General features: G+C 71.6%; 12 protein-coding genes. 7 read left to right on the top strand and 5 right to left on the bottom strand.

Going from position 1 to position 19,824, the window contains the following annotated elements; genetic code table 11:
• Positions 1 to 26: 26 nt before the first annotated feature.
• The 3 genes from ABD708_RS06495 to ABD708_RS06485 form a co-directional block, all read right to left on the bottom strand.
• A complete protein-coding gene (locus ABD708_RS06495) occupies positions 27 to 2,750 on the bottom strand; it encodes an AAA family ATPase (protein ID WP_344752496.1) in 2,724 nt (907 codons plus the stop codon).
• Positions 2,751 to 3,114: 364 nt separating this feature from the next.
• Entirely contained in the window at positions 3,115 to 6,426 is a 3,312-nt protein-coding gene (gene lysS, locus ABD708_RS06490) for a lysine--tRNA ligase (RefSeq protein WP_344752494.1), read from the bottom strand.
• A gap of 33 nt (positions 6,427 to 6,459) precedes the next feature.
• Complete coding sequence (locus tag ABD708_RS06485; protein ID WP_344752492.1) at positions 6,460 to 7,806, bottom strand: alpha/beta hydrolase; 1,347 nt, start codon at positions 7,804 to 7,806, stop codon at positions 6,460 to 6,462.
• A 276-nt stretch (positions 7,807 to 8,082) separates the two neighbouring features.
• Between ABD708_RS06485 and ABD708_RS06480 the strand changes: the two genes are divergently transcribed.
• Complete coding sequence (locus ABD708_RS06480; RefSeq protein ID WP_344752490.1) at positions 8,083 to 9,360, top strand: sensor histidine kinase; 1,278 nt, start codon at positions 8,083 to 8,085, stop codon at positions 9,358 to 9,360.
• 38 nt (positions 9,361 to 9,398) lie between these two features.
• On the opposite strand, the gene ABD708_RS06475 is transcribed toward ABD708_RS06480, so the two are convergent.
• Both ABD708_RS06475 and ABD708_RS06470 read right to left on the bottom strand, forming a co-directional pair.
• Positions 9,399 to 10,046, bottom strand: a complete 648-nt coding sequence (locus ABD708_RS06475) for a response regulator (RefSeq protein WP_344752488.1) — start codon at positions 10,044 to 10,046, stop codon at positions 9,399 to 9,401.
• A gap of 96 nt (positions 10,047 to 10,142) precedes the next feature.
• Positions 10,143 to 10,634: a peptidoglycan-binding domain-containing protein gene (locus ABD708_RS06470; RefSeq protein WP_344752486.1), complete on the bottom strand. Its 492-nt coding sequence runs from the start codon at positions 10,632 to 10,634 to the stop codon at positions 10,143 to 10,145.
• A 155-nt stretch (positions 10,635 to 10,789) separates the two neighbouring features.
• Here ABD708_RS06470 and ABD708_RS06465 point away from each other — a divergent pair, with 155 nt between their 5' ends.
• From ABD708_RS06465 to ABD708_RS06440, 6 genes are all read left to right on the top strand, one after another.
• The gene (locus ABD708_RS06465; RefSeq protein WP_344752484.1) at positions 10,790 to 11,656 is read left to right on the top strand and encodes a DMT family transporter; all 867 of its coding nucleotides are present in this window, start codon (positions 10,790 to 10,792) and stop codon (positions 11,654 to 11,656) included.
• Positions 11,653 to 13,410 (top strand): FUSC family protein, encoded by a 1,758-nt coding sequence (locus ABD708_RS06460; protein WP_344752482.1) that lies wholly within the window; start codon positions 11,653 to 11,655, stop codon positions 13,408 to 13,410. The genes ABD708_RS06465 and ABD708_RS06460 overlap by 4 nt, the downstream gene beginning before the upstream one ends.
• Positions 13,407 to 14,939 (top strand): carboxylesterase/lipase family protein, encoded by a 1,533-nt coding sequence (locus tag ABD708_RS06455; RefSeq protein WP_344752480.1) that lies wholly within the window; start codon positions 13,407 to 13,409, stop codon positions 14,937 to 14,939. The genes ABD708_RS06460 and ABD708_RS06455 overlap by 4 nt, the downstream gene beginning before the upstream one ends.
• A 111-nt stretch (positions 14,940 to 15,050) precedes the next feature.
• Positions 15,051 to 18,479 (top strand): MobF family relaxase, encoded by a 3,429-nt coding sequence (gene mobF, locus ABD708_RS06450; protein WP_344752478.1) that lies wholly within the window; start codon positions 15,051 to 15,053, stop codon positions 18,477 to 18,479.
• Positions 18,480 to 18,542: 63 nt separating this feature from the next.
• The gene (locus tag ABD708_RS06445; RefSeq protein ID WP_344752476.1) at positions 18,543 to 19,034 is read left to right on the top strand and encodes a hypothetical protein; all 492 of its coding nucleotides are present in this window, start codon (positions 18,543 to 18,545) and stop codon (positions 19,032 to 19,034) included.
• The gene (locus tag ABD708_RS06440) at positions 19,031 to 19,714 is read left to right on the top strand and encodes a hypothetical protein (RefSeq protein ID WP_344752475.1); all 684 of its coding nucleotides are present in this window, start codon (positions 19,031 to 19,033) and stop codon (positions 19,712 to 19,714) included. The genes ABD708_RS06445 and ABD708_RS06440 overlap by 4 nt, the downstream gene beginning before the upstream one ends.
• Positions 19,715 to 19,824 lie beyond the last annotated feature (110 nt).

Here is a 19,824-nt window from a genome sequence, read left to right as displayed (position 1 = left end):
GCGGACCGGGGGCATGGCGGCGAGCGCTAGGTCGAGTGCGCCAGGGCGCGCAGCTCGCGCCGGGAGTGCAGCCCGAGTTTCGCGTAGACGTTGCCGAGGTGGTACTCGACTGCCTTCTCGGTCACGTACAGCTCGCCCGCGACCTCCCGGTTGGTCATCCCGCGGATGACCAGGGCCGCGACATCCGTCTCGCGCTCGGTGAGGGCCGAGAGCGGCGAGACCGTCGGGACGCCCGGGTCTGCCCCGGCCGCCTCGAGCTCGGCGGAGACGCGGGCGAGCTCGGGTCCGGCGCCGAGCTCGGACAGCCGCCGATGCGCGACACGCAGCTCGTCGAGACCTTCGCGACGGCCACCGCGTGCGATCAGCAGGCGGCCGAGCCAGCGGTGAAGCTCGATGCGCGTCAGCACCGGCGTCTCCTGCGTCTCCTGCGCGATCGCCTGGCGGAGGAGGCCGATGGCGTTCTCGGCGTCCGTCAGCGTCGCGCCGGGCCGCGCGGCCAGCAGCCGCCCACGCAGTCCGAGCAGCTGGACGGACAGGTCGATCCCGCGCTCAGCGGCGGCCCGGTCGAACAGCTCGAGCTGGCGAGCCGCCTCGTCGAAGTCGCCCAGCTCGATCGCCGCGCTCACGACCATCGACCACCACTCCAATGAGGTGCCCATCGGCAGACGGACGCCCGAACGCGTCGCGGCCACGCCGAGCAGAGGCTCGAAGGCGCGGAGGGCCTCGGCCCAGTCGCCGCGGGCGCGGGCGATGGTCGCGCGCGTGATCATCGGTGTCATGAGCGCCTCGAGCACCCGGCCGGGAGCGGCGCCGTCGGCCGCCAGGCGCAGTTGCTCGTCCGCCTCGGTCCACTGGCCGCGCAGCCCCGCGAGCGAGGCGAGCACGCAGTGCGCCTGCACCCGCAACGAGACCAGCCGCTGGTCCTGCACGATTTCCAGCGCCGTGCGGGCGTGGATGGTCGCCTCGTCCCAATCGCCCGTGAGCACGAGGGATTGGGCGAGCTGGTAGTGGGCGCGGTGCAGCTCGGCCGCAGGCGCGCCGGCGCGGATCAAGGCGATCGCCGCGCGAAGGTCGGCGCTCGCCGCGGCGGGGCGGGCGGCGAAGTAGTTGATCGCGCCGCGAGCGACGAGCAGGTCGACCTCGTCGGCAGGGACCTCCGGTGCCGGCTGCGGCAGCCGAGTCGAGAGGTGGGCGACGCTGGCCGGGCCGCCGTCGCGCATCAGCACCCCGAGGGCGGACCCCAGCCAGGCCAGGTGTTCGAGCCGGGTCGGCAGCCCCGGCGTGCTGAGCGCGCGCTCCGCGGCGACGATCGCCTCGGGGCCCCGTCCCTGGAGCGCGAGCAGGCGGGCGAGAAGCACGTTCGCCTCGGTCGCCTCCGCCGCGAAGCCCGGAGCGGTCGACTCGGCTGCGGCGCGCAGCTCGGCCTCCGCGGCGGCGGTGTCGCCGGCCTCCCAGTCCAGGGTGCCGAGCACCAGGCTGCGCGCGGGGCTCGGTCCGCTGGTCTCGACCTCGGGGCGCAGCTCGGCTGCGCGTGCTAGCTGGCCGTCGTGGAAGAGAAGACGGACCGCGTCGGTGAGGTGTCGGTCGGCGGCGGGCCCGGGTGAGCGCACCCCCGAGGCCCACAGCAGGAGGCGCGCGGCGGAGCCCGCCGCATCGACCGAGCGTTCGCGCTCGGCCTCGGCCACCAGCTCGTCCGCGAGCGCGTCGTCCACCCCGTCGACGGCCGCGACGCGGTGCGCCAGGCCGTCGGCCGCCCCGAGCGCGGCCGCGGCAGCCAGATGCAGGCGCTGGCGGCGCAGCGGCGGCAGATCGGCATAGACCGCGGCGCGCAGCAGCGGGTGGGCGAAGCCGACGACGGATCCGGTGTCGCCGTGGCGCCACGCGAAGAGCCCTGTCTCGAGCAGGTGCTCGAGGGCCGCGGTCGGCTGCTCGACGCCGCCCACCCGCGCGGCGATGGCGAGCTTCACAGGGCGCCCGATGACAGCGAGAGCGAGCGCCAGAGATTGCGCTTCGACAGGCAGCTCGGCCAGGCGCGCAGCGGTCGTCGCCGCGAGGGAACGCGGCGCGGGCAACTCGCCCTCACTCGCGGCCAGTTGGTCGGGGCGCAGCTCGGAGAGCAGCGTGCGCAGGTAGAGGGCATGACCCGCGGTGTGACGGTGCAGCCGCTCGGCCGCCGCCGTCGAGAGCGTCGTCACCCCCGACGCGAGCTCGATCACATCCGTGACGGTCAGCGGGCCGACCCGGATCGGCTCGCAGCGTCGCGCGTCGAGCCGCAGCCGTTCCCAGCCGTCGACGTCCGGATTCTCCGGCCGGCTCGTGACGATCGTGAGCACCTGATCCTGACCGAGACGCCGGACGGCGACGAGGATCGCCTCGCGCGACGGCGCGTCCGCCCAATGCAGATCCTCGACCACGAGCACGAGCGGCCCCTGCCGTTGCAGCTCGACGATGCCCTCGAGCAGCTGGAGCCCGGCGCCGAGCGCGTCGGACGCCTCGATGGGAGAGAGCTGACGGGCGACGGAGAGGGGGAACTCGGCGGAGAGCTCGTCGGCCTCCGCGCGCACCACGGCGAAGGCATCCGTCAGCTCGCCGACCGCCCGGTCGAGCAGTGCGGTCTTTCCGGCGCCGGCCGGCCCCTCGATCCACACCAGACGGGCCTGCCCGGACAGCGCAGCGGCGGCCGCGGCGTGAATGCGCGCCAGCTCTTCGTCGCGCCCGACGAAGCCGACGGCGTCCGGCTGACCCGCCATCACCGCGGCCCTGCCGCCTCGCTCCGCGCCATGAGGTCGATCCTGGCTCAATCCCGGTCCTAGCGGGACCGTCGCGACGCACTTCTTCCCCCCTTCGGGGGGTACTGACGTCGGCTGAACGGCCCACGCCGTCTCATCCGCCCGTTCCCCCATTCGCCCGACGGCACGGCACCCGGCACGGGGCGACTCTGGACGCGTCCCCATCGAGCATGACCCTGAGGAGGCCGTCATGAACCGCAGTTTCTTCTCCCGAGCCCGCATCGGCCGCGCCGTCAGGCGCGCCGCCGAGCGTTATCTGGAGGCCATGGCCATCGCAGACCCCGGCGGTCTGGGCTGGTACCCGCCCTACGACGTCGACCCCGTGTCAGGCCGTCGCATCTTCCTCCCCGACGGCGCGCGGCACGAACAGCTCGCCCACCACCGGGATGGACAGGAACCCCTCGGCGCCCGCGTAGAGCAGCCCCACCTGAGGCAGGTCGGTGGGCTCCTGGAACACGAGCACGCGAGAGAGCCAGCGCGGCGAGAACTTCTCGTTGAAGTCGTGGAGCGACTTGATCTGGAAGAACGGGTTCAGCACGTCGACGGCGCGCTTGGCCAGCCACTTGGCGGGCGAGTACCGCACGTCGTCTGAGTAGAGCCGCCCCCACATGGCGAAGTTCATCGACAGCCGGTCGATACCCTCTGCGCGCAGCGCCTCCGCGGCGCCCGCGATGAGGAACTCGGTCATGCCGTTGGGCGCGTCGGGCAGATGCCGCATCAGGTCGAGGGTGTAGCCGAAGTCCTCCCCGTACGCGGGGACCAGACGCAGGAACCCACTCGGCCGATCGTCCTCATCGCGGGCGACGCAGAGCAGGAACTCCGGGTTGCGGCCGTTGCCCTCGACGTCCTGGCTCAGTGACATCGTGAATCCGCGCTCCGGCGCCTTTCCCCGCCAACGAGCGCTGATCCCGTTCAGCGCGGCGACGAGTTGCGGCGAGGCCTGCGACTCGCGCAGGAGCTGGAAGCGATGAGTGCGTCCGACCCGGTTGACGGCGGCACGGATGCCTTTCATGCCCGGACCCTCGAGGCTGAACCGCCTGCACTCGACGATCGCCTCGTCGCCGAGATAGAAGATGTGCAGGCCCCGGGCCGCATAGCGGCGCGCCTCCGAGCCGCGTGCGGCGAGGAACGCGACCTTCCACGAGCGGCCGTCGCAGAAGGCGAGGAACTCATCCAGGAGCCGATCGACCGAGGCATCCGCCCCGATCGGGTCCCCCGACACGAGCGCGTAGCCACCCAGGTAGGTGTAAGCAACGAACGCCTCACCGTCCGAGCCGAAGAAGAAGCTCTTGTCGGGCCGCAGGGCGAAGTACGCCAGGGTGTCCGAACCGTAGTCGTGAACCAGCCGACTGGCACGCTCCCAGCTCTGCGCGGAGTGCGGCTGGCGCGCCTGGAAGGGGCGGAACAGCAGGAAAGCGGCGCCGAGAGCGCCCGCCACGCCGAGAGCGAGCAGAGTCCCTCGAAAGTACGCGTCGAAGAAGGGGCGCGCGTAGTCGTACGGACCCGGCAGCCCGACGAGACCCCTCACGATCGTTTCCAGGCCGCCGGCGAAGGTCAGCGGGGTGCTGAGCTCATGACGTCCGAGGGCGAGCGTGACGAAGCCGAAGACCAGCACGGCGGCGACGTACAGCGGCGCCAGCCGCAGCAGACGCAGCAGCGACGGCGGGTCGGAGCGACCACGGAAGCGGGAGTCATAGGCCAGCAGTGCGCCGAGCATCACGAGGCAATAGGCGAGCGACACCGGATGCGGTCCTTTCAGCGCGTTGACGGCCGCGCCCATCCCGAAGAGGATCAGGCTCAGCTGCCACGCCCTGCGCTTCGCGCGCGCCAGCTGCCCCGCCAGGAGGATCAGGAGGAGGCCGAGCAGCGTGGACACCAGATGGCCGGTGACGCGGAACCACAGCGGCCCGAGGGGATCGGCCTGGAGACGCGAGTGCAGCACCGGGACGAGCGGCAGCAGCTGGATCACCCCGCCGAGCAGCGTCAGCCAGGCCAGTACGAGCACCGGCCGGCGGGAGGGCGGCGCGGCGCGGGCGGAGGATGGGGCGTCGACTTGCGGCGCAGACGCGGCTGCACCGAGCCCCCCGCCGAGGGGCGCCGCAGCCGGCTCCTCGGCCGGTGCGGCTACGGCAAGCTCGCTCCGATCCGCCAGACGACCGAGTCCGAGCGGATGCCCCGGGCCGAGGGCGCGTCCGCCGTCAGCCGGACGGAGGGTGGGGAAGAGGATCACCTCGCGGATGTTGCCTGCGCCCGAGAGCAGCATGACGAGCCGGTCGATGCCGATGCCGATGCCGCCGGTCGCAGGCAGTCCGTATTCCAGCGCCTGCACATAGTCCTCGTCGATGTCGCCGGCCTCGGGGTCGCCCTGGGCCTTGGCGCGCGCCTCGGCCTCGAAGGCGGCCAGCTGGGCGACCGGGTCGTTCTGCTCGCTGTAAGCGTTGCACAGCTCGAAGCCGGCGACCATGAGCTCGAAGCGCTCGACATAGCCCGGCCGACTGCGGTGCCGACGGGCGAGGGGCGAGACCTCCTCCGGGTAGTCGACGCAGAAGACGGGCTCGACGATCTCGTGCTGGATCCGCTCGTCCACCACCTGCTTCATGAGCTTGCCGGATCCCCAGTCCGGCTCCCACTGGACACCGAGCCGGTCCAGGATCGCACGGGCCTCGGCGACCGGCATCGTCGGGTCCATGCTGACGCCGAGACGGGTGCGGATGAGCTCATCGAGGGTGATCCGCGGCCACGGCGGCGTCAGGTCGATGCGGCGGTCGCCGACCGTGACGACGAGATCCTCGCCGAGTGCGGCCCGGGCGGCGGAGACGACGAGGCCCTCGACGAGCTCCATCATGTCGCCGTAGTCCGCGAAGGCCTGGTAGGCCTCGAGCATCGTGAACTCGGGGTTATGGCGAACGTCGATGCCCTCGTTGCGGAAGACGCGGGAGAGCTCGAACACGCGCTCCATGCCTCCGACGACGAGTCGCTTGAGATGGAGCTCGAGCGCGATGCGCAGATACATGTCCAGGTCGAGGGCGTTGTGGTGGGTGATGAACGGCCGCGCGGTCGCCCCGCCCTGGATCGACTGGAGGATCGGCCCCTCGACCTCCCAGAAGCCGCGCTCGCGCAGCCCATCGCGGATGCTGTCGATCACGGCGCGACGGACGCGGAAGGTCTCGCGCGTCCGCTCGTTGACCATCAGGTCGAGATACCGGTGGCGCGACCTGGCCTCGATGTCGTCGAAGGCCTTGTCCTTGTCGGGCGGCCGGCGCGTGGCATGGCCGAGCAGTGTCAGCTCGTCCACCGCGATCGACAGCTCGCCGCGGTCTGTGCGCATGACCGGGCCCCGCACGCCGATCCAGTCACCGCGTCGCAGCGCGTCGAAGCGTGCGTAGAGCTCCTCGCCGACGGCTCCGCGGTCGACGAAGAGCTGGATCCGCGCGGTGCGGTCCTGAAGAACCCCGAAGACGAGTCCGCCGTGACGGCGGATCAGCATGAGCCGGCCCGCGCATCTCACCGGTTCGTCGCCGCGCTCGCCGGCGACGAGCGCGGCCCACGTGGCCAGCACCTCGCTCGCGTGGTGGTCGGCGTCGAAGCGGTACGCGATCGGCGCCGCGAGTGCGGGGTCGCGATCCTGTTCGTCCATAGCTTGTATTCCTCCAGATCGTCGGCCGCTGCGCTAGGAGCAGCTGACCGGGGCGGCGCTCGCCGGGTCGGTGTGCGGCGGCTCGGCGTGCGCCTCGTCTGCGCGCCCCGGCGCCGGCGCCGCGGTGAGGCCCAGGCGCGAGGCCAGCCAGGGCAGCGAATCGCGGAAGGCCTGCGTCCAGGTGTCGAAGTCGTGGGTCCCGTCGGGGATCACGGCCGTGCAGGTGGTGATACCCGCGGACGTGGCCAGGGGCGCCAACAGCCGCTGAGCGGCCAAGGGGCCCGGATCCGCCGAGCCGACCTCGAACCAGCCGCCCATCCCCGGGAACCGGGTCGTGCGCAGCAGGTTCTCCGGCTGGTGCGCCCGGTACTCCGCGGCGGAGCCCCCGAACAGCTCCTGCGTCGTCTGGGCGGGCTCCATCGCGTCGCCCACGGTGGGGCCGGCGAGGCCGGAGTAGTCGGCGAAGGCCGAATAGCGATCCGGGTGCCGCAGCGCGAGCATGATCGCGCAGCTTCCGCCCGCGGAGAGACCGCCGACCGCCCACGACTTCGCGTCGCTCGCGGCGCCGAACCTCTTCTCGACGAAGGCGGGGACGTCTTCGGTCAGATAGGTCTCCGCGTTGCCGCGCGGGCTGTTCACGCACTCCGTGTCCGCGAGCTCGGAGCCGGTCGCGTCCGGCATCACCAGGATCGGCGCGAGGCCGTGGTGGGTGTCGGCGAAGGCCTGCGCCGTCTGGTCGGCCGCGGCACTCCGCGTCCAATCGACAGGGCCGCCGGGCACGCCAGGAAGCAGCTCGATCACGGGCAGCTTCGCGCTCGGATCCGAGAACCACGCGGGCGGCAGCCAGACGTAAGCGTTCCGCGCCGCGAAGCCCGACTTCGCACCGGGGATCGCGAGCTGCAGCGTGTAGCCGAGCTTGGCGTCCTGCGCTCCCCCGCCCCGCATCCTGCTCAGCGCGCGCTCGGTGGTCTCGTGCTGCGCGTCGGCGCCGAACAGGGCGCCGACGGTCGGCAGGTACTGGTACTGCATGTTGATCCGCAGGCCGGCCGACAGCGCGGTGAGCATCACTGCGAGGATCGCGACGGCGCGCTGGCCGCCGCCGACCCGCCGCCAGCCGACGGCACCGAGGGCCAGCGCGAGAAGGACGAGCCCGGTCCAGACGTAGAAAGAGGCCGGAACGCCGAGGGCTGCCACCCCGAAGCCCTGAGCGAGGAGGGCGAGCACGGCGGTCGCGGCGGCGGCGGACGGCACGGCCACCAGCAGTTGTCTGCGCAGGACTGCGCGACGCCACCACGCGACGGAGCCGAGCACGGCGGCGATCGCCGCGACCAGTGCCAGCGCCGGCACGGGGCCGGACACCAGCGACAGTGACTCAGGCATGGGACTCGACTCCTCTACGACAGGGGCGGGGAAAGCGGCCGGGCAAAGCGACCCCCTCCTGTCTACGGGCGTCGCCGCCGCGGGCCACTGGGGGAAACCCCCAGGACTTCTCCCGCCGGATGCGCCGGCCTGGCCGTCGTCGAGACGGCACGAGACGCTAGGGGATGTCCCCAGTGGCGGCGTCCGCTCGGGCGAGTAGACCTTAACTGCCGTCTCCGGCCCGGGATCCGTCGGCCGGAGCGGTTCCGCACGTCCTCGCACCCGGAAAGGCCCCGTGTGAACGCCCAATCCCTCGCCGCAGAACCTCGGCCGGTCTCCGCGGCCGACCCGCGTCTCGCCGACGCGCGCCGACTCCTGGAGAGCCCCGAGCTGTCCGCGATCCTGATCCGGCACGCCTACCGGGGCATCCGCGTGCAGTTCGTGCTCCGCGTGCTCCTGTTCGCGTTCATGGCCCTCGCGATCATCTTCGTCCCCCCGGTGCGGGGGCAGTCCGTGGCCGTCGCCATCGTCGTCGGATACGCGTGCTGGACGATCGCGCTCGCGCTCTGGACCCGCCGAGGCGGCCTCGGGCCGGTGCGCCGGATGTGGTTCGCGCTCGTCGTGGACGTGGCCGCACTGTCGGCGCTCACCCTCGTCGCCGGTGCCTCGGATGAGATCACCTGGACCGCCGATCTGCTCGTGAACGGATTCTTCGTGATCCCGGTCCTCGCGGCGAACCAGCTGCGGCCAGGCGTCTGCGCCGTCGTCGCCGGGGCGGCGACCTTCGCCTACCTGGCGGCGAGCATCGCGACGAAGGCGCCGAACACCGAGCCGTGGGGTTCGGTGCTGCTGCGCTCCTTCGCTGTCGCCGCGGTCAGCGCCGCCTGTGTCGGGCTGTCCCGCGTGCAACTGTCCCGCGTGGTGACGATCGGGCAGCTGGCGCAGCAGCGCACCGCTCTGCTCGGCGAGCTGATGGGACTCGAGGCACGTGAGCGGACGGCCCTCGCCGAGCAGTTGCACGACGGGGCGCTCCAGTATGTGCTGGCAGCCCGGATGGATCTGGACGACGTGCGCGGCGGCGACCCGGCCGCGCTCGCGCGGATCGATCACGCGCTCATCGAGTCGAGCGGGCTGCTGCGCGAGACCGTCAGCCGGCTGCATCCCGCGGTGCTGCAGCAGGCTGGTCTGGCGCGCGCACTGCACGAGCTCGGGGACGGTGTTGCTGCCCGAGGCGGGCTTCGCGTCGCCGTCGGGACGGATGACTGGCCCGAGGCCCCCACACCGTGGGACGCCCTGCTCTACGGCTGTGCGCGCGAGCTGCTCGCCAATGTGACGAAGCACGCACGGGCGGCATCCGTCACGGTGTCGTTGAGCGGCCGAGGCGGCCGTGCGGCGCTTGTCGTGAGCGACGACGGAATCGGTTTGAGCGAGACGGCCCGGCAGGCCCGGCTCGCCGAGGGCCACATCGGGCTGGCGTCGCTTCAGACGCGAGTGGCCGCGGCCTCGGGCGAGCTCGTCATCCGCGAAGGTCGCCCGCGCGGAACGACCGTGACGATCACGGTGCCGCTGACATGAGCGCCGGTTCTGCGAGCGTCGGTCGCGAGTGCGTCGCGCTAGTCGAGCAGGCCCCGGCGCATCGCCTCCGCGACTGCGGCCGCCCGATCGGAGACGCCGAGCTTCTCGTAGAGGCGCTGCGTGTGCGTCTTGACCGTGCTCTGGCCCAGGAACAGCTCCTCGGCCAGCTGCGGGATGGACAAGCCACGGGCGAAACCGCGCAGCACCTGGGTCTCGCGCTCGCTGAGCACCGGACCCGCCGACTGGGCGCGCATCCGGATCTGGCCGACGAGTCCGGCAGCGATCTCGGACGGCACGACCGGGATCCCCTTCGCGGCCTTGAGAACCGCGTCGACGATCTCGGCCCGCGGCGCGTCCTTCGAGAGGTAGCCGCTCGCGCCCTCCTCGAGCGCGCGGTACACGATCGCGCTGTCGGTCACGGCGGAGAGCAGCAGCACGCGCGTCGGCAGCCCGTCGCGAACCACCGCATGCACGACGGCCATGCCGTCGAGCTCAGGCATCTGGTAGTCGACCAGCGCCACGTCGGGGTGTTCGCGTTCGATCAGCTCGAGCCCCTCACGCCCGTCCCCGGCCTCGCCGACGACCCGGATGTATCCGCTGTTGTTGAGCCCGCGCGTGACGCCGTCGCGGAAGAAGGGGTGGTCGTCGACGACGACCACGGTGACCGGCTGGCTCTTCGTCGACATCCGTCGTCTCTCCTCACCTCGGTCGGTGCTCTGGGGCGCCGGGGCCCATGGTATCGGGGGGACGGGCGTCTTCGGACCCGGCAGGGTCTGGACGGCTCAGGCGCCGCCCCCCATCTGGCTGTTGCCGAAGGTCAGCTGGTGGATGAGGGCGCTGTCGGTGGCCGGGTCCATCACCCCGGTCTGGGGCAGGCCCGCCACGCGCTGGAGGTCCTTGATGGCCTGCTGGGTCTGGGGCCCCGTGAGCCCGTCATCCGGGCCCTCGTAGTAGTTGAGCTGCCCGAGCTCGCGCTGCAAGCTCGCCACGGCGGCGCTGGGCACGGCGGCAGGCACGGCGGGGTGCTGGGGGGCGACGGAACCGCCCTGCGATGCGGGCTGCCCTGTGGTCGCCGTTCCCGTGCCGGTGCGGCTCTGAGCGGGACTGACCTGGGCAGAGGCGTGGTAGCCCGAGACGCTGCCGTCGTCGGCGATCGCGATGCCCGAGGCGGCCATGGCACCCACGATGCCGAGACCGGCCGCGACGGCCGCGACGACCTTGAGGGTGCGGCCGCTGCGGCCCGTACGGGTGGTGGGGTTGATGCTGGTGGTCATGATGTTCTCCTTCGGTCCTCGGTCTGGGGCTCTCCCGGGCCGGTGAGTCCACTGTCGGCCGTCTCGTGCAGCCGGCCCCTCGGCCGATCAGACGGTCGTCCGGTTGAGCGGATCCTCGGCCGATCGGCCTCCCCCGCATCGTCCGCACGGTTCGGGTGGCGCTCGTGCTGGTGATCGTCTCGCTGCTCTGCGCCCTCGCCTCCGCGGCCGCGTACGGTGCGTCGAGTGCCGCTCAGCACGCCGCGATGCGCGGCCACGACGGGCGGTCGGCCCAGGCGAGGACGAGCTGGCGGGATCTGCTGCGCTCTCCGCGCTGGTTGCTCGGGATGGGTGGTGACACCCTCGGGATGGTGCTGCAGATCACGGCACTCGCGGCCGGCCCCGTGGTGCTGGTGCAGCCGATCCTCGTGCTGGCCCTTCCGATCTCGCTGCCGTTCTCCCGAGCGCTAGGCGGCCCGCGACCGAGGTCACGGGACTATCTGGGTTGTGTGTGGATGCTCGCCGGACTGATTGCCTTCTTCCTCCTCATCGGGCGACCGGCGGATGCCAGGCCCGCTCAGCCCGCCGTGGTTCTCACCGCGGCGGCCGTCTCGTTGGCCCTCGGCGGAGCCCTGGTTGCGCTCGTGCTGCGGGCGCGTCCCGCTGTCAGGGCCGCCGTGTTCGGCGGGGTCGCCGGATGCTGGTTCGGACTGGTGGCTGTGCTGATCGATGCCTGCGCCGCAACATGGGCACGAGCCGGCATCACCGGCTTCGCCGGCCCGGACGGTCTCGTGCCACTGATCGCGCTCATCGTGCTGGGCGGTCTCAGCATCGCGCTGACCCAGCTCGCCTTCCGTGCGGGCCCGCTAGCTGCGGCCTTTCCAGCGAACCTCGCCGCCGATCCTGTCATCGCCGTCGCCCTGGGGGCGCTGCTCGTTCACGAGATCGTCCCAGTGACGGCCGGTCACCTCCTCGGCTACGCGGCGGCGCTCGCCGCAGTCGTCTACGGAGCCGTGCTTCTCGCAGGCGAGGAGCGGGCATGAAGGCGCGGATGCCCGGGCCGCGCTCCCTCGCATCGGCGGCGCGGCGCACGCTGATTCCCGCCTCGCGGCCCTTCGCGGTGCTTCCCGCCGTGCGCACCGTCGTCGCCGTTCTGGCCTGCGCGGTGCTCGGGTTCCTGCTCGACGACCCGGCCGCCCTGGGAATGATGTACTTCGGCGCGGCCTGCGCAGCGGTGTTCGTCACCGCCGGCGTCCACCGGGCTCGCGCGCTCGCGCTCGCCGCTCAGGCGCTCGGTGCGACCGTGGGCCTCGGTCTCGGTTCTCTGCCCGGCGGCCTCGCGGGAAAGATCGCGGTCGCCGCCGTCGTGGCCTTCGCCTCCGGGATCGCCGGTGCGATCGGGCCGCTGTTCACGGCCGGCTCGCTGATGGCGGTGGTCGGGGTCGCATTCGGGCAGTTCAGCGGCCTGATGATGCCGTGGTGGCAACAGGTGCTCTGGTACCTGCTGGGCACAACGGCGGTCGCAGTCCCCGCGCTGCTGCCATGGGCGGTGGGCACCCAAGTGCTCGAGCGTCGGGCGATCGCGGAGGTCTTCCGCGCGTCCGCGGATCTGCTCGACGCGGTCGGGACAGCGGACGCGCATCAGCGCCGCGCCGCCCTCGCCTCGTGCAGCGCTGTCGCGCGGGCGTCCGTGCTCGGCTATCGGCTCGCGCCACCACGCCGCCGGCCGGAGATCCTGGTCGAACTGGCCGCCGCGCAGCACGCCGCGCTCGATGCCGCGACCCACCACGCGAGCGGCGCCGCTCCGGCGCCGGGTGCGGCGAGCGAGCTTCGCGCGGAAGGCCGTCGGGTGCGCGACGGCCGACCCTCAGGCGCTCGTGCGGGCGCGCCGCCGGTCATGACCCCGTGGGGTCGGAGCATGCTCGCGACTCTGAGACGGGTCGGGCCGCGCGCGCTGCTTCTCGCCGGCGCCCGACTGGCGTGGTGCATGACGCTCGCGACCCTGGCCGCGGGTCTGCTGCACCATGTCGGTCATTCGTATTGGCTTCCGTTGACGGTGGCCGTCGTCGTCCGCACCGAGTACGGCTCGGTGTTCGCCCGCACCGTCAACCGCATCGCCGGCACCCTCGGCGGCGCGCTCGTCGCGGCGATCACGCTGTTCTTTCTCGTTTCCGGGTGGCATCTCGTGCCGGTGGCCGCGTGCGCGATCGGCTTCGCGGTGCTGCTCGCTCCGCGACTCTATGCGCTGAGCGTCGTCGGGATCACGACCTCTGCTCTGCTCAGCTCGTGCTTCGCGGCACCAGATGCCGTGCTGCCGGCACTGCGCCTCGGCGACACTGCGATCGGCTGCGCGATCGCGCTCGTGTTCGGATACCTGTTCTGGCCCGGGCGACGCTCGCTGCCCGTCGAAGCGCACTTCGCCGCAACAGCCCGCGCCGCCGTCGCCTATCTGCGGGTGATCGCGACCACCGAGAAACTCGCGGAGGAGCTCCCTCGGCTGCGCGAAGACGCCTATCGGGCGGCGCACGAGTCCCGTGCCGCGGCGGCTGCCGTGGCCGCCGACCCGTCACCCGGCCGTGCGGGTGGAGAGGCGGCGTTGCCCGTCGCCGTCGCCCTGGAGGACGCAGTCGATGGGCTCAGCGCGCTCGAGACAGCACTACGCGCCGGGCATCATCGGCTTGACGAGCATGATCGGGACGAGCTGGAGCAGACGATCATGGCCTGTGCGATCGACGCCTCCGTGCCGGCGCCCTCACCCGCACAGATCGTCCGAAGGTTGCTAAAGGCGAGTTCATGATCTCCAATGCTCGACCGCGCATGGCGCCGGGGCCGGAGGTTCATTGCGCCGCCGGAGAGTTCCGCGGTCGCCGGAGCGGCGATGTGGAATTCTGGAAGGGCATCCGTTACGCCCAGGCGCCGACGGGAGAGTTGCGCTGGTGCGCTCCGCGCCCGGCCGCGCCGATCTCGGCCGATACGGTCCGTTTCGGCGCCGCTGCACTGCAAAGTCCGAATCGAGTGATCCGGCTGGGTGACGGCGTGCGTCTGGATGAGGACTGCCTCTTCCTCAACGTGTGGCGACCGGCCGGTCACGAGGGCGAGCCGCTGCCCGTGATGGTCTGGATCCACGGCGGCGCCTACGCACTCGGCTCGGGAAGTCAGCCGCTCTACGACGGCTGCCGATTCGCCGCCGCCCAAGGCGCCATCGTGGTCACCCTGAACTATCGGCTCGGGGCCTTCGGATTTCTGGAGCTGAGCTCGCTTGACGGTGGCGCTGGCTTCGACGGCAATCTCGGCATGCGGGACGTCCTTCTCGCGCTCCGCTGGGTGCGGGACAACATCGCCGCCTTCGGCGGCGATGCCGCTCGCGTGACGGTCGCCGGCGAGTCATCCGGCGCGGCGATCATCGGTGCTCTGCTGACGTGCGGTTCGGCACGCGGTCTCTTCGCGCGAGCCATCATGCAGTCGGCGCCGGCGGCGAGCATGTATGGAACCGAACGGGCGGCCGCGGTCGCCGCCCGATTCGTTCGTCGCCTCGGCCTCGAACCGCGGGATGCGTCGTCTCTGCGGGACATCCCCGCGCAGAGGATCCTCGAGGCGTCGTCGGGGCTGTACTCCGAGGTTCCCGCCGCTGCACCGGGCAGGTTAGCGTTCGCTCCCGTCATCGACGGCGAGCTGCTGCCCGAGGCGCCGATCAGGGTGCTCAGCCGCGGCGGAGGTGCGCCGGTCCCTCTCATCGTCGGGACCAATCGGGACGAGGCGTCGATCTTCCGCCTCATGCGATCGCCCATCCTGCCGATCACCACGGCACAACTCCGGCGCATGGTCGACGAGCTGCGCGACGAGCAACCGGAGGCGCAGCTTCCCGGTGTGGAACATATCCTGCGGGCCTACGCATCGTCCGGGCGCCGCAGCGGCCTTGACATCGCGCGCGATCTCGCCTTCTGCCTGCCGACCATGTGGATCGCCGAAGGACATGCGGCCATCGCTGACACCTGGCTGTACCGATTCGACCACGTCGCCCCGCTGCTGCGGATGACCGGACTAGGGGCAACGCACGGCTCCGAACTGCCGTATGTGTGGGGCAATCTCGGCCCCGCTTCGGAGTTGGGGCGCACCCGCGTCGCGCGCCGGGTCTCCGTGCGCACTCAAGCCAGGTGGGGCGCGTTCCTTCGGGGGCAGTCGCCTGATGTCGAGGGGGCACCGAACTGGCGGCCCGTCGACGCCCGGCGTGCCTCTCTGGTCATTGGGCACCTCGATCAGGAGGCAGAAGACCTCGACGCATCTTCGCGCGCCGTCTGGGGCGACGGAGTCTTCGGATTCCTCTGAAAGCGCCCATTCGCCTAAAGCGCACCCTGGTTCATTAATGATGAATGGACGTATGCTACCTGCGGTAGTTGCCACTACATGAGTTAGGGAGTTCGGGCGATGCATGGCGGTGTGATCCTGTTCCGGGGCTTCGGGACCGACGCGCGCCGCTACTTGGAGTCGGATCGCTCGCGAGCGGACGAGTATTACCTGGAGGGCGGTACCGCGCTCGCGGAATTCATCGCGTTCGACGGCCGAGGCGAGGTGATCGGCGAGCTGGGCCTGACGGCGGACGAGTACGCGCAGTGGGTGGACTGGACGAATCCGCTGACGGGTGAGTCGATGGGCACTCCGCGTCTGCCTGGAGATGGTCGGCGAGGGTCGCCGCGGTTCGCGGAGATGGTCGTGAACGTCCCGAAGTCCTTGTCGGTCGCCGCCGCGCTGCACCCAGAGGTCTCCGAGGCACTCGACTTGGCGCAGCGGGACGCGGTGTCGGAGATCCGGTCTTGGCTCGGTCAGCATTCCGTGACCCGTGTCGGTCCGCGGGATGCGCAGGAGGTCGTGCCGATCGAGCAGCTTGAAACGGTCGCGGTCTCGCACAAGACCTCCCGCGCCGGGGACCCGCATCGGCATATCCATTTCCAGATCGGCACCCGCGTCTGGGCGGCCGGTGCCTGGCGCGGCTTGGACACGGCTGCGTTGTTCAAGCAGCAGGGCGCAATCCGCGCACTGGGCACCGCGACTATCGCGGCACATTCGCAGCTCGCCGCGGTGCTCGACACGCGCGGCCTGACCCTCGACCCGGTCACCGGGGAAGTTGCGGAGCTGACGCCGTGGAACGCGGTCATGTCCAAGCGCGGTGCGCAGGTCGCCCGCAACCTCGCCATGTTCGAGGCCGAATGGGAAGCATCGCACCCAGGCGTTGAGCCAGGGCCGGTGGTGCGGGCCCGGTTGCAGGCGAAGGCGTGGGACCACGAGCGCCCCTCGAAGAAGCCGTCGCAGCTCGGCAGCGAAGCGGGCTGGTTGCGTGAGTTGCACGATGCCGGCTACACCCCGGACCTGCCGCGCGCGATCGTGCGACAGGCTGTCTCGCTGGATGACCTGATGGTGCAGGACGTCGCTTCGCGGGCGTTGGATCATTGCGCGGCCGCCGCATCGGCATGGACGGTGCACGACGTGCAAGAGCAGGTCACGCGCCTGATGACCGAGGCCGGGGTGTGTGCAACCCCGGCCGAGCTGCGCGAGTTCGTGCGCATCACCACGAAGCTGGCCGCCGACGATTGCCTCTCGGTGCTGCCGCCGGGTGCGCCGGCGCCGGAGCATGTCGCGCACCTGACGACGCTGCATGTCGTGGCGGTGGAGACCGAGTTGCGCGATCGCCTCGCCGCCCGCATCGCCGAGCGCGCCGAGGGCGCAACCCCGCGCATCACCGACGTGGCACTGGACCCGGAGCAGGCGAACGCCGCTGCCGCGGTCGCCGGACCCGCTCCGTTGGTCGTGGTCGAGGGTGCGGCCGGCGCGGGCAAGACGACCATGCTCGGCGCCGCGATCCGCACCGCCGGGCAACAGGGGCGGCGGGTGCGGGTGATGACGCCGACGAAGAAGGCCGCCGACGTCGCAGCCCAAGAGCTTGGTGTGCCGACTGACTCGGTCGCGGCCCTCGTGCACGCGCACGGGTTCCGGTGGAACGACGACGGCGTCTGGACCCGTCTCAGCCCCGGCGATACCGACCCGCAGACCGGCATCACCTACCGCGGCCCCTCCCAGAACGCTCGCCTCACGGCCGGCGAGCGGGTGGTGGTCGACGAGGCAGGCATGCTCGACCAAGACACCGCGCTCGCCTTGCTGACCATCGCAGACGAAGCCGGCGCGAGCCTCGCGCTGGTCGGTGACCGGGCGCAGCTTGCCGCCGTCGGCAGGGGCGGTGTCCTGGACATCGCCGCCGCCCTCGTCCCGCGCGGGTACGACTTGACGAGCCTGCACCGCTTCACTGACCGCACCTACGCCCAGCTCACCCTCGATCTGCGCGAGGGTCGAAACCCCGCAGAGCTGTTCGACCGACTGAACGCCCTCGGACTCATTCGCATCCACGAGGATGACGACACCGCCCGCGATGCCATCGCCCGCAGCCGCAAGGATGGGGCGGCGATCACGACGGCGACCAACGACGAGGCCCGCGAGATGAACGAGCTGATCCGGGAGCACCGGGTCAGGGAGGGCTTGGTCGACGACACCCGCACCGTGGCAGGATCCGATGGGTCGAGCATCAGCGCGGGCGACCTGATCCAGACCCGCCGCAACGACGCGGAGCTCGGCGTTGCCAACCGGCAGACCTGGATCGTGCAGCAGGTCGGTGAGGATGGCAGCCTCTGGGTCCGCGACGCCGACAGCCGCCGGAAGCACCACGGCAGTCTCCACCTGCCTGCCGCGTATGTGGCCGAGCATGCGCACCTGGCCTACGTGGCTACCGCCTACGGCGCCCAGGGGACCACTGTGCCCGAGTCCGACACGCTGCTGTCGGAGGCGATGGACGCCGCCAGCGTCTACGTCGGCCTCACCCGAGGCACCGGCGCCAACCGGCTGCACCTCGTTGCCGCCGACCTCGAGGACGCCCGAACCCAGTTCGTCGCCGCGCTGGAACGCGACCGCGCCGACCGCGGACTTGCCGAGGCCACCGCCCGCGCCACCGCAGGGGTCGCCGGCCTTATCACGGACGGGCCGGTCGCCCTGGTGAACGTGGAGCGCACCCGGCTGCGTGAACGGATCGAACGCGCCGACACGCGGGCGAGCGTGTGGGAGGAAGCACTCGCGCGTCTCGAGCGTCAGATCGCCCGGCACCAGGCCGAACGCGCCGAACAGCGCCAGCACGTCGAGGCCGCCGAACAGGCGATCATCGAGATCCGTGCCGCGGTCGCCGCCCCGCTCATCGAGCAGGCCAGCACAGACGGGGCCGCGTATCTCGCAGCCCGGGGACGGGTGGCCCAGGCGGCCGATGCGCAGGCCAGCGCCGGGCGCCTCCGCAAACGGACCACCACCCGTGCCCTCACGGAGACGACCGCCGCGCTCCACGACATCGAGGCAACCGTGCGGGCGCGCTGGGCTCAGCTCCCGAGCACTAAAGCCGATGTCTCCGAATGGGCCACGGCGGTAGCCGAGACCATCGCAGACCGTGACCTCCGCGTCAGCGAAGCCGCACAGCACGCGGCCCAGGCGCAGCGCGAACGGCAGCAGCTCGCCGAACAGCACCGCCGCGAAGCTGACGCGCTGCACCGGCGCGTACTCGCCGGGACGACGCCGAGCACGCTCGCCCGCGGTGCCACGAAACTCCGCCAGCAGGCAGACCGCGACCGCACCGACCTCGCCCAGCTCGAGGCCCTCCCACTCAGCGAAGCCGCCAAGCTCGTCCGGCAGCGCGCCGCGAGGGCCGAAGCCGAACACGCCGCTGCCGAACAGGCCCAGGCCGCTATGGACGCCCGCGCCGCCCGCCTCGGGCGTCTTTCGCCGCAGCAGCCCGGCCAAGAGCGGAGCGGACCCGACCGCGGGAGCGGGCCGAGCCTGTAGGACGCAGCTCGGGACTTTCGGCGACGGCTCTGGGAGAATGGACGCCGAGGGAAGGAGGCGGTCATGATGTTCCAGGGTGAAGTGCTGTCGATTGGTGCGCTGCTCGAGCGCGCTCAGACCGCCTCTGCCGTCGTGCCGGGCGTGGGCGTCGGTGTGCGCCACACCGCCACCGACAACGCGGCCCGCTGTGCCGCGCTCCTGGCCGCTGGAGATACCGTCGAGACGGGCTGGCGCTTCGGCATCCTCCAGACCCTCGACGACTACACCTCGACCCTGCGCCGCGGTGGGACGGCCCTGGCCTCCAAGGTGTTCGCAGGCGAGCCCGCCCCGACCGGCTCTCAGCAGCTCGACGCCGCCTTCGCCGCGCTCGCCGACCACCTCGCTGAGCGGGACGACTGGCAAGTGCCGGCCTGGGCGCTAGACCCAGCACGCCGCACGATCGAATGGTTCCCGGCCGTGCCGGCGATCTTCCACGCCGAGGCTGAACAGGACAGCCCGCGCGCGTTCCGTCAGCGCGGCATCTTCATCACCGGAAGGTCCCTGGATCGGGCATGAACGAACGCGGCGCGGAACTCGACGCCGCGGGCGTGCGCGCCCTGCTCCAGGAACTCTCCGACCGGCTCGCCGCAAGCGGCGCACGGGCACAGCTCTTCGTCGTGGGCGGGGCGGCGATGGCACTCGCCTACGAGCCCGGCCGCCTCACCCGGGACGTCGACGCACTGTTCGTTCCCGCCCCGGAGGTCCGCCATGCCGCGGAGGCGATCGCCTCCGAGCACGGGCTGGAGCCTGACTGGCTCAACGATGCCGCGAAGGGGTTCCTGCCCGGCCAGGACGAGCACCCAGCCACCGTGTTCGAGTCTGGGTCTCTGCTGGTGCAGGTCGCCTCGCCTGAGTACCTGCTGGCGATGAAGCTGCATGCCTCCCGTGACGAACGCGACCTGGACGACGCCGCGACCCTGTTTGTCCGCCTCGGCTACACCACAGCCGAGCAAGGCATCGAACTGCTGACGAGCACCTACCCGGCAGGACGCCTCCTGCCGAAGCACCGATACATCCTCCAGGACGTCGTCGAGCGCGCCGCCGGAATCCGAGTCGCCCAAGTGACTGCGCCGCGCGGTGACTCGCGCTTGGCAGAGGCACTGGAAGAGCGCCGATCCAAGCTCTCCCCACCGGAATCGTTCGGTCTCGGCTCAGAGCATTTGGGCGGCCGCCAGCCGCCCTCGATCGGGCGCTGAACCGCTCACCCCAAAATCACCCCGAGGACGGTTTCAGAGGACTCAGAGGCACCCCGTGGCCCCGAAGAATCAAGGGAACTGGCCATCCGAGCGCCTTCACACGGAAGAGG

The sequence above is a fragment of the Gryllotalpicola koreensis genome (genome assembly GCF_039538185.1).
Taxonomy (GTDB): domain Bacteria; phylum Actinomycetota; class Actinomycetes; order Actinomycetales; family Microbacteriaceae; genus Gryllotalpicola; species Gryllotalpicola koreensis.
The sequence above is the reverse complement of the archived record's forward strand: the minus strand, read 5'-3'. Positions and strand labels throughout refer to the sequence as shown.

Coding starts and splice junctions, on each gene's coding strand:
- ABD708_RS06440 (WP_344752475.1), top strand. CDS start 19,031: ATGAACGAACGCGGCGCGGAACTCGACGCCGCGGGCGTGCGCGCCCTG.
- ABD708_RS06495 (WP_344752496.1), bottom strand. CDS start 2,750: ATGGCGGGTCAGCCGGACGCCGTCGGCTTCGTCGGGCGCGACGAAGAG.
- ABD708_RS06455 (WP_344752480.1), top strand. CDS start 13,407: ATGATCTCCAATGCTCGACCGCGCATGGCGCCGGGGCCGGAGGTTCAT.
- ABD708_RS06460 (WP_344752482.1), top strand. CDS start 11,653: ATGAAGGCGCGGATGCCCGGGCCGCGCTCCCTCGCATCGGCGGCGCGG.
- ABD708_RS06485 (WP_344752492.1), bottom strand. CDS start 7,806: ATGCCTGAGTCACTGTCGCTGGTGTCCGGCCCCGTGCCGGCGCTGGCA.
- ABD708_RS06445 (WP_344752476.1), top strand. CDS start 18,543: ATGATGTTCCAGGGTGAAGTGCTGTCGATTGGTGCGCTGCTCGAGCGC.
- ABD708_RS06475 (WP_344752488.1), bottom strand. CDS start 10,046: ATGTCGACGAAGAGCCAGCCGGTCACCGTGGTCGTCGTCGACGACCAC.
- lysS (WP_344752494.1), bottom strand. CDS start 6,426: ATGGACGAACAGGATCGCGACCCCGCACTCGCGGCGCCGATCGCGTAC.
- ABD708_RS06470 (WP_344752486.1), bottom strand. CDS start 10,634: ATGACCACCAGCATCAACCCCACCACCCGTACGGGCCGCAGCGGCCGC.